General features: G+C 57.3%; 8 protein-coding genes. 7 read left to right on the top strand and 1 reads right to left on the bottom strand.

Annotated features, from left to right (window positions below):
* The 3 genes from hpnK to M0974_RS10025 form a co-directional block, all read left to right on the top strand.
* The coding region (hpnK, locus tag M0974_RS10035) for a hopanoid biosynthesis-associated protein HpnK (RefSeq protein WP_297835829.1) at positions 1–642 on the top strand (642 nt) is incomplete at its 5' end.
* Entirely contained in the window at positions 639–1,625 is a 987-nt protein-coding gene (locus M0974_RS10030) for a lysylphosphatidylglycerol synthase domain-containing protein (RefSeq protein WP_297835827.1), read from the top strand. The genes hpnK and M0974_RS10030, both read left to right, overlap by 4 nt.
* 61 nt (positions 1,626–1,686) lie before the next feature.
* Entirely contained in the window at positions 1,687–2,580 is an 894-nt protein-coding gene (locus tag M0974_RS10025; RefSeq protein WP_297835825.1) for a ferritin-like domain-containing protein, read from the top strand.
* A gap of 15 nt (positions 2,581–2,595) precedes the next feature.
* Here M0974_RS10025 and hpnA read toward each other — a convergent pair whose 3' ends face one another.
* The gene (gene hpnA / locus M0974_RS10020; protein WP_297835823.1) at positions 2,596–3,573 is read right to left on the bottom strand and encodes a hopanoid-associated sugar epimerase; all 978 of its coding nucleotides are present in this window, start codon (positions 3,571–3,573) and stop codon (positions 2,596–2,598) included.
* Between the two features lie 400 nt (positions 3,574–3,973).
* Between hpnA and M0974_RS10015 the strand changes: the two genes are divergently transcribed.
* The 4 genes from M0974_RS10015 to M0974_RS10000 form a co-directional block, all read left to right on the top strand.
* Positions 3,974–5,143, top strand: coding sequence for a phytoene/squalene synthase family protein (locus M0974_RS10015; RefSeq protein WP_297835821.1), 1,170 nt, complete (start codon positions 3,974–3,976; stop codon positions 5,141–5,143).
* Positions 5,140–7,104 carry a squalene--hopene cyclase gene (shc, locus tag M0974_RS10010; RefSeq protein ID WP_297835819.1) on the top strand — a complete coding sequence of 655 codons (1,965 nt, stop codon included), beginning with the start codon at positions 5,140–5,142 and terminating at the stop codon, positions 7,102–7,104. The genes M0974_RS10015 and shc overlap by 4 nt, the downstream gene beginning before the upstream one ends.
* Positions 7,105–7,106: 2 nt before the next feature.
* Positions 7,107–7,856: a purine and other phosphorylase-like protein, family 1 gene (locus M0974_RS10005; RefSeq protein WP_297835817.1), complete on the top strand. Its 750-nt coding sequence runs from the start codon at positions 7,107–7,109 to the stop codon at positions 7,854–7,856.
* A partial coding sequence (locus tag M0974_RS10000; RefSeq protein WP_297835816.1) for an MMPL family transporter occupies positions 7,853–10,225 on the top strand: 2,373 nt, incomplete at its 3' end. The genes M0974_RS10005 and M0974_RS10000, both read left to right, overlap by 4 nt.

The following is a 10,225-nucleotide window of genomic DNA, read 5'->3' as shown; positions in this document are numbered from 1 at the left end:
GTTGGCTTGCACCTGGTATTGGCCGACGGCAAGGCGATGCTGCCAGCGCCGCAAATCCCTGATCTGGTCGATGACCACGGTTGGTTTAATAGTGCGATGGTTCGCAACGGCTTCAGGTTCTTTTTTCTTCCCCAGGTTCGTCGTCAGTTGGCCGCCGAAATTCGTGCTCAGTTTGAGGCGTTCGCAGCGACGGGATTACCGCTGGACCACGTCAACGCGCACAAGCATTTCCATTTGCACCCCACAGTTTTGTCATTGCTGCTCTCCATCGGTCGAGACTTTGGACTGCGCGCCGTGCGGTTACCCAATGAGCCGGGCATGGGGGTGTTGCTACGTCCTTGGTTGAAGTTGATGCGCGCAAAAATAGAACGCGCTGGCATGGTTTATAACGACCATGTTTTTGGTCTTCGGCACAGCGGCGGCATGGATGAGGATGCATTGCTAGACGTCCTGCGACACCTGCCAGACGGGCTTTCAGAACTGTATTTGCACCCTGCGCTACACGATGGAATAACGGCGAGCATGGCCAACTATCGCCATGCCGATGAACTGGCGGCACTGTTATCGCCGCGGGTGCGAATCGCCATTAGCGAGTCTTGCCGAGCGTGTAATGGCTTCAGCGACCCGGCGGCTTCAGCATGAAACGCCTCACTTACGTCGCCGGGGTGCTGGGCCTGATAGCTGTGATCATCATGGTGTTAAATCAGGACAGTGCGGCGATTCTCGGCGGCATAGGCCAAGCCGGTTGGGCGTTGCTGTGGTTATTACCTTTGCATGGGGTGCCGCTGCTATTGGACGTGCTCGGTTGGCGCATGCTGCTGGCTCCCCGTGATCCTGAACGTCGTGCGGGCGTGCTGGTATTGTTCTGGATTGCGGCTGTTCGCGAAGCCTGTAACCGGTTACTGCCAGTGGCTAACATTGGCGGCGAAATCGTCGGCATTCGCTTGGTCAAATGGCGCGGTATCGACGGTGCGGCGGCGACTGCCAGCGTAATTATCGAAGTGTTGCTGACGTTGATTAATCAATACGTATTCACTGCGTTGGGCATCGTCTTGCTGATTGCGCTGACCCAACAGGTAAACGCCTTCGACTCGGTACTGATTGCCTTGGTTGCCAGCTTGCCGCTGCCGATCGGTCTGTTTCTGTTGTTGCGTCACGGTGAAGTGTTCTCGCGCATGGAGCGGGTCGCTGAAAAAATAATGGGCGGGCGGACACGCATTACCGAACTAATCAACGGTTCACGCCTGGACCAGGACATCCGGGCGCTAAGCGCACAGCCTTTACGCTTGATCGGGGCGGGTGCCTGGCAACTTGGCGGGTTCTTGCTGGGCACGGTCGAAACCTGGTTGGGGCTAAAGATGCTGGGATATCCAATCAGTGTTTGGGATGCCATTGCCCTGGAGGCTGTCACCCAGGCGCTGCGCCATATCATATTCGTCGTACCAGCGGGCCTGGGCGTACAAGAGGGCGGTTTGATCCTGTTTGGCAACCTGATCGGTCTACCCGCCGATGCCAGCCTTGCACTGTCCTTGGTAAAACGCATGCGCGAAATAGGCTTCGGAGTGCCCGCGCTGATTTCCTGGCAATGGATGGAGATAAGGCAGCGAACGCTGCGGTTAGTGTGAACCTGCGAATGGCAAGATCCCTGTAGGCGCTGCCGAAGGCTGCGATAGAAAGGAGTGTTCAATGCACAGTGATGCCCTGATAGACGCTGCCGACCACGCAATGCGCCACTGGAACAGTAACGAACCCGGTCAGATCAAGAGGGGGAGTCAAGCGCATAAGCGACTGTTTTGTCGCATGCTGCTGGACACTCACAACCCCTACAAACCCGCAGTGATGCACTGGCCAGAGTTAAGTCCTGACGCCCTGCAGCGCATCACCTGCTTACCCATTTGGGACATTGCCGTACAGACCGAAGGCCGCGCTCAACTGCACGTTCTCACTTACGCTAATACGGTTCAAGACCCCTTGCTGCGTGAGGCCCTAGCCATGGATGGCGGTGAAGAAGCACGCCACAAAGTGGTCCTCAGCAAACTGGTCGAGGCTTACGGTATAGCGCTGGAGCCGGAGCCTATCTATCGGGTACCCAAAGACCCGGAGTGGGGATGGCTGGTCACCGGCTATAGCGAGTGCATCGACAGTTTTTTCGCTTTTGGCCTCTTTCAGTCGGCCAAGCTGACGGGGTATTTCCCGGCCGAACTGGTAGACACCTTCGAACCGGTGATCCAGGAAGAAGCCCGACATATTCTGTTTTTTGCCAACTGGGTAAGTTGGTACCGTCGGCAATTAACGGGGTGGCAACGGCTGAAGTTCGAATTCAAAGTGCTGCGGGTATGGCTCTTTTTGATCTGGGAGCGTATCGGCATTGCCAAGGGGCTGGACGGAAACGCCGAGATGCAGAACGCTAATTTCACCCTGGCCGGGCACGATCAAATCGGTCTGGACCTGAAACTGCCGCAACTCCTGGATCTGTGCCTGGCCGAGGATCAGCGCCGCATGGAAGGCTACGACAAGCGTTTGTTGCGGCCAACATTCGTCCCTGGTCTTGCCCGACTGGCGCGACGATTTATGCGGTGATGCTTAGGGTTGTTGTTAGGGTTGTTGGCTGAACCATTTGACTGCATCCTCCAGCGCAAAGCGGGCAGCGCGGGGCGCATAGCCAAGATCATGCTCAGCCTTGGCGCTGCTGAAAAACATCTTCTTTTTTGACATTCTGATTTCCTCAACCGTTGCAATGGGCTGCGTTCCAGTCAAGCGCGCCCAGGCTTCTGCCAAATGGGCCACGGGCATGACGGCTGCGTGTGGCAACTGCCAGCGGGGCGGTGAGCGTCCGGCAATTTTGGCTATTTGAAACAGCACATCGCGCAGGCTGAGATTTTGCCCCCCGAGGATATAGCGCTCACCCGATACGCCATGCTGCAACGCCAGCCAATGCCCCTCGGCGACATCATCCACGTGCACGATATTGAGGCCGGTATCGACATAGGCAGGCAAGCGTCCAGCGATTGCATCGCGAACGATCCGGCCCGTGGGAGTAGGTTTAACGTCGTGTGGTCCGATGGGCGTCGATGGGTTGACGATCACCACCGGTAGGCCCTCGGCCGCGAACTCCCTGACCAGCGCCTCGGCAAGGAACTTGGAACGTTTGTAGTGGCCGATCATGTCATCGAGCGCTACTGGCGTATTTTCATCACCTGATTGGCCATCGCCGGGAATACCCAGTGTGGCAACACTGCTGGTGTAAACGATCTGCGGCACACCTGCTGATCTCGCCGCTTGCAATAGGGCACGCGTACCCTCGACGTTAGTTTGATAAAGCTGTGCAGGAATAGGTGCCCATAAGCGGTAATCCGCCGCGACGTGAAACAGCGCTTCACAGTCGTCACAGGCACGTAGCAGGGAGGACGCTTGAGTAAGATCACCCTCGACCACCTGTAGATTGAGGCCCAGCAGGTTGCGCCGATCCGATGTCGGCCGCACCAATACACGTACATCGTGATCGCCGCGCAACAGGCGACGGACAACGGCTGAGCCCACGAAGCCAGTGGCTCCCGTTACCAATATTTTCACGCGTCCACCGTCATAATCTTTGAACTAAATGCGGCCACGCACGGGTCCAAGTCAGCGAGTGTTGGATCGCCTCGAATTCATTGACGATGCGCAACTCTCGATAAAGCATTGCTGCCAACCTTCGCCATGCACAGGGGTAAAGATGTCTTCAAACCCTATTTTTTTTCAGTATGGACCGAATTTTCTCAACTATATTGATGCCTACAGACAATCCTAGCCGGGTGTACGTGCTATCAGAGGGATGAAGGTAGTTGTTGTATCACCTGTTGGTCGTCGCGTGCACACGTCATGCAGTTCGGGTTCGCCGATGAAGGAATTTTCGATGAAACGCGTTCTGAACCGGATCGCAAAAAGCGTCCTGCCCAGACCGCTCCTAACTCTAAAAAGAGGAAGGCACGGCATGTCCATGTTCGAGTCCCAGTCGCCTATCGACCTCACGACACAAGCGTCTGACGCTTATCAAAATCTCATTCTGCCAAAAGTATCCCGAACCTTTGCCCTTACTATTCCGCAATTGCCGCCACCTTTGCGTCGTGCGGTGACCAACGCTTATCTGCTGTGCAGGGTCGCCGACACCATTGAAGACGAGCCGACGTTTTCCGTCGAACAGAAATGCACCTACGAGAACGCGTTCATCAGTGCCGTTATCGGGGACATTGATCCGAAACGATTCGCGGCAGAGTTAGCACCCTTGTTTTCGCAAGAAACTCTACCCGCCGAGCGTGAACTGGTGAGCCAGTTACCGTTGGTGTTACAGGTCACTCGTAGCTTGAAACCTGTGCAGCGTCAGGCTATTCATAAATGCCTGACAATCATGTCCCATGGCATGTTCGACTTTCAGCGCAATGTTGGCCGCCAAGGCTTGGAAACCCTGTGTGACATGGATTGCTACTGTTATTGCGTAGCCGGTGTGGTGGGCGAAATGCTCACCGAGTTGCTGATTGATTCCGACCCTGCACTGGCCAGTCAGCGCGAGATCTTAATGCGACTAGCGGTGTCATTTGGCCAAGGTCTGCAGATGACCAATGTCCTCAAAGATCAATGGGAGGACTACAGCCATGGTGTCTGCTGGTTGCCGCAGGATGTGTTCGCCCGTTATGACGTTGATCTTTCTGGGCTGCAGGCTGGTTTGCAAGGGGAGAACTATGCTGGCGCAATGTCAGAGTTGATCGGCATTGCCCACGCTCACCTGCGGTTGGCACTGGACTACACGTTGATGATTCCGCTCAAGCACGCAGGGTATCGGCGCTTTTGCCTGTGGAATATCGGCCTGGCTGTGATGACGCTGCGTAAGCTCCAGCAACATCTGGATTTTTGTAACGGTGACCAGGTGAAAATTTCCCATCGGGCGGTGGCATGCACGATCTCGTTTACGCGGATCAGCGAAAAATCCAATAGCGCACTGCGCTGGTTATTCGAAACGGTTGCCCGCAAGCTTCCGTTGACGCCGCTTTCGGCGCAGTGGAACGCGTCAGTCGGGTCGCAGCTGATTTGGCCCAAGAGTGCTATCGCGTATTGCAGTGACTCGGCGTGGAGTAATGCCCACGGCACCGACGACATAAGTCAATGATGGAGCGATCGTCGCGTCGCTCTCCAACTGAAGGCCAAACAGCCGAATCAGTTGAACTGGGTCAATCGATACAGCGTGCCCGCGCAGCGTTACTGGCACGCCAAAGCGCTGATGGTCATTGGTGCTTCGAGCTGGAGTCCGACTGCACGATCTCCGCCGAATATATCCTGATGATGCACTTCACCGACGAGATCGACAGCGTATTGCAGGACAAAATGGCCCGCTATCTGCGCAGTATTCAGGTGGTGGAAGGGCACGGCGGGTGGGCGCAGTATGTCGGCGGCGCTATCGATATATCGTGCACGGTCAAAGCCTACTACGCGCTTAAAGCGGCTGGCGATGACATCAATGCATCGCACATGAGCCAAGCGCGAAACGCGGTGCTTGCGGTCGGCGGGGCGGCCAAAAGCAACGTGTTCACCCGCATCTTGCTGGCGATGTTTGAGCAGGTACCGTGGCGCGCGGTACCGTACATGCCGGTCGAGATCATGCTGTTACCGCGGTGGGCTCCGATTCATATCGAAAAAATTGCCTACTGGGCGCGGACCACACTGGTGCCGCTGACCATCCTCTGCACGCTAAAAGCTCGGGCGGCCAATCCCCAGCGGGTGCACATTCGCGAGCTGTTCGTCACGCCGCCAGAGCAAGAGCGTCATTATTTCCGGCGTGGTGGTTTGTTGAATCGCCTGTTCCTAGGCCTGGACACCTTTTGCCGCACAGTTGATCGCTGGATGCCCACGTCAGTTCGCCGACGAGCAATCGCCAAGGCTGAAGCCTGGATGCTGTTGCGCATGAATGGCGAGCACGGTGTCGGTGCGATTTTTCCTCCGATGGTCAACAGTTACGAAGCGATGCAGCAGTTGGGTTACCCCGACAATCACCCGGTGCGGCAGACCTGCTTGCGTTCGATCCAACGGCTGGTGGTGCATCGCGAAGATGGATCGGCTTATTGCCAACCCTGCGTTTCGCCGGTGTGGGACACGGGCTGGAGCGTAATGGCCTTGATCCATAGCAGTGACGACAAGGGCAACGACGCGGCGATCACGCACGCTTGTGAATGGTTGGTGCAGCGTCAGGAATTGGACTCCAGGGGCGACTGGGCCTCCCGCGCACCGCAGGCAGCACCGGGCGGTTGGGCTTTTCAGTACGCCAATGCCTATTACCCGGACATTGACGACACCGCACTGGTGGCCGCGCTGCTGCATGTGGTGGATCGCCGCCGCGAACAGCCCGGTTTTCACAGGGTAAATATTGATCGAGCCGTCGATTGGATGCTCGCGTTGCAGTCGAAGAATGGAGGCTTCGCTGCGTTCGATGCCGATAACACCTACTACTACTTGAACGCTATTCCGTTTGCCGACCACGGCGCTTTGCTTGATCCACCGACTGAAGACGTCTCCGGGCGGGTGGCCGCTTGCTTGGGAATAGTAGGTCGCGATCAGGACCAACAAGGGCTACGCCGATGTGTTGATTACCTGCGCACCACGCAACATGCTGACGGCAGTTGGTGGGGACGTTGGGGCGGCAACTATATCTACGGCACGTGGAGCGCTCTTTCCGGGCTGGTGTTAGCGGGGGAGGACATTCAACAACCTTACCTGCGCAAAGCCGTGCATTGGTTGCGCTCGCGACAGCATGACGACGGCGGATGGGGCGAGAGCAACGACAGCTACCTCGACCCAAAGCTGGCTGGCACCAACGGCGGGATCAGTACCCCGCATTCGACCGCTTGGGCGGTATTGGCTCAGTTGATTATGGGCGAAGTAACCTGCGACTCTGTGCGCCGGGGTGTGAACTTCCTGCTCAATAACCAGCAATCCGATGGGCTCTGGTCCCATCCCTCGCACAACGCGCCCGGTTTTCCACGGGTGTATTACCTTAAATATCATGGCTACGCCGCGTACTTTCCGCTGTACGCACTGGCTCGTTATCGGTATCTGCTGAATCATTCAAGGTCGTGAGCATGAGCATGAGCCTGACGTCGGTGGGCATCGTCGTGGCTTTAAAAGCAGAGGCGGCCGCGTTGACCACTCGGTCGATACCGCCAGAAAGCGTCGTGCGATTGACCGAGGGTTGTCGAGTGTGGCTCAGCGGTATGGGACCAGACGCTGCGGGAAAAGGCGCGCTGGCATTAATGGATGCCGGGGCCACGGCGCTGATGACGTTTGGTGTTGCCGGTGCGTTGGATAACGATTTACGCAGCGGGGCCTTACTCTGCCCTCAGCGCGTTCTCGACGAACACGCTCGGGCTTATCCGGTTAACGCCCAATGGCGTGATCAGTTACTGCGACGACTGATGAACACCGAGCTATCGAGGGTATTCGAAGGTGCTTTACTCAGCGTATCCAAGCCACTTTTCACCGCCGAAGCGAAAGCAGTTGCGCGCAACCGTTACCACGCGGTGGCGGTGGACATGGAAAGCGCAGCGGTGGCCGCAATCGCGCAGGAATTCGGTTTACCATTCCTTTCCCTTCGGGCTGTTGTTGACGAATTGGATGATGAAATTCCGTCGGCACTGCACGGGATTATTGACCCATGGGGCCAACCGCAGCGGGCTAAGCTGATCCGCGTGTTAGCGCGCCAACCTTGGCTGCTGACTCGATTGCCAAGGCTGGCCGCCCAGATGAATAAGGCGCTGGCCGCATTGAGTGCTGCAGCACCGATTGTTTGCCGGTTTGAACCCCAGACTCCTTTGCAGCGCACAGACGCATGATGAAATCCGACGTCGACGTCCGGCTGTCCGCCCCCCCGGTTGCACACCCAAGCATCCTTTGGCTGGTTGATTTCAGTGTTGGTCATCCAGGTATCGTCTTGCTACTGGCGGTGTTGTTGGCCGCGTTCAGTATGGGGGCCTCGTCGCTTTACCTCAGCATCGACACTGATTCTGATCACCTGTTTTCCGAGCGTTTGCCATGGCGCCAGCAAAGTGTTGCATTTGCCGCACAATTTCCACAATTCAGCGATACGTTGACGGTAGTGGTGCGTGGACCGACAGAGGAAGAAACCCGTGAAACGGCGCTGCAGCTCGTGCATGCGTTGGCGGCCGACCCTGAGCACTTTCGCTCGGTAGCCACGCCCGGCATCAGTCGCTTCTTTGACCGCGAAGGCCTGCTGTTACTGTCTGCCGATGAGCTGTCCAACACCATCGACAATATGTTGCAGGCAAGCCAACTGCTTGAACCGTTGGCGACCGATCCCTCCGGCAGGGGGTTGTTCACGGCGCTGGGAATGATGGTGCAGGCGGTAAAGTTCGGCATGGACCTGACGGACTACGATCCAGCACTTGGCAACATTGACACGACGCTGAACAACGCGCTGAGCAACGAAGCATCGCCGTTATCCTGGCAGGCGCTGTTGACCCCGAATCTGGTGGGCCATAACGGTGGACAAGCGCTGCTCCTGATTCATCCGATACTTGACCACGGAGCCCTGGAACCCGGGCAGGCCGCTACTCAGGCAATGCTGACGATTGCCGCAACGCTGCCTGATGTCAGGGCAGGGCGGGTCAAGATCGACTACACGGGTTCGGTACCGCTGTCAGACGAGGAGTTCCAATCACTCACAGACCGAGCAGCACCGATTGCGGCTGGCAGCGTCTTGTTAGTGATCTTTTTACTGTTTTTTGCCCTACGTTCCTGGCGGTTGATGGTGTCGGTGGTGCTAACGCTGGTGTTGGGCCTGATCTACACGTTGGGCTTCGCAGCGCTCGCCGTTGGCCGTCTGAACCTGGTGTCGGTAGCGTTCGCTGTTCTATTCATCGGCTTGGCAGTCGATTTCGGTATTCAGTTCGCCGTACGTTTCGCCAGTCTGCAGCGCCACGGGCACGGTGTTGCCAAAACACTGCATCGGACCGGCAATGAGGTAGGAGGGCAGATTGGCCTTGCTGCACTGGCAACTGCCTGCGGTTTTTTGGCATTCGCCCCCACCTCATTCCGCGGTATGGCTGAGCTTGGCATTATCGCCGGTGTCGGGATGCTCCTGGCTCTGGTGTGTACCTTGACGGTATTGCCAGCGCTGTTGAGTGTATTTGCGAACAGCCCGCCGCGTGGCGAAGTTGGATTGCCCGGCGGCGCTCGCGTCGACAGCTGGTTGAGACGACACGATACGTTGGTGCTTAGGTTGTTTGTGCTAGTGGGGTTGGCCGGGCTATGGAGCGCTTTGACCCTTCCTTTCGATGCCAATCCCTTGCACACCAAACGCCCGGACAGTGAGGCGATGCTGACGTTGAACTCGCTGACGGGTGACCCCAATACCCATCCCTTCACGCTGAACGTGCTCGCGGCGGATCTCCCAGCCGCCAGGGCGCTGGCGACACGCCTCGGTGCGCTGCCGGAAGTCGCGCAAGTGGTCTCCGGTGCCGATTTTATTCCACTAGACCAGTCCAATAAGTTAGAACAAATTAAGCAGGCACTGGACCTACTGTATTCAGTGTTGGCCCCGCATGTACTGAAGCCGCCGGCTACCATGAACGAATTACGCGCTGTCTCCAGCGAAACCAGCGTGGCAATAACCAGTATCGCCGGCAACCTGAAACCTAATGCTCCGTTACTGCGAATCGGCGCTTCGCTGGGGCAATTGGCCAAGGCGCCGGACAGCGTGCTGATGGCGGCTGATCAATCGCTGTCGCGCTTTCTTCCGTCCACCCTGGAGCGGTTGAACGACTCATTGTCCGCTCAGCCAATCACCCGCAAAAGCCTGCCGGATGAGCTTGATCGAGATTGGTTCACCAAAGACGGCCGCGTGCGGGTCCAAGTGACACCGGGCGACCAGGCGCAAAGTACCGAGGGCTTGCGCGCATTTGTTCAAGCGGTTCAGACGGTCGCACCGCAGGCCGTGGGCCCGGCCTTCGACACGATCATGTCGGCCGATACGGTATTGCAGGCGTTCCAGCAAGCAGCGATATATGCCATGCTGGCTATCGCTGTGGTGCTGATGCTGGTTCTGCGACGGTGCCGCGATGTATTGTTGGTGATGGCGACGCTATTGATGGCGGCACTGTTGACGGCGCTGTTGACGCGCGCGCTTGGCATCTCGATCAACTTCGCCAATATCATCGCATTGCCGCTGTTGCTGGGTGTCGGC

Source organism: Pseudomonas sp., from assembly GCF_026224925.1.
Lineage (GTDB): Bacteria > Pseudomonadota > Gammaproteobacteria > Pseudomonadales > Pseudomonadaceae > Aquipseudomonas.
Note: the sequence above shows the minus strand (reverse complement) of the source record. Positions and strands in the feature narration are given on the sequence as shown.

Bases quoted from the DNA above. Each gene is read 5' to 3' on its own strand.
- M0974_RS10030 (WP_297835827.1), top strand. From the start codon at position 639: ATGAAACGCCTCACTTACGTCGCCGGGGTGCTGGGCCTGATAGCTGTG.
- M0974_RS10025 (WP_297835825.1), top strand. From the start codon at position 1,687: ATGCACAGTGATGCCCTGATAGACGCTGCCGACCACGCAATGCGCCAC.
- M0974_RS10015 (WP_297835821.1), top strand. From the start codon at position 3,974: ATGTCCATGTTCGAGTCCCAGTCGCCTATCGACCTCACGACACAAGCG.
- shc (WP_297835819.1), top strand. From the start codon at position 5,140: ATGATGGAGCGATCGTCGCGTCGCTCTCCAACTGAAGGCCAAACAGCC.
- M0974_RS10005 (WP_297835817.1), top strand. From the start codon at position 7,107: ATGAGCATGAGCCTGACGTCGGTGGGCATCGTCGTGGCTTTAAAAGCA.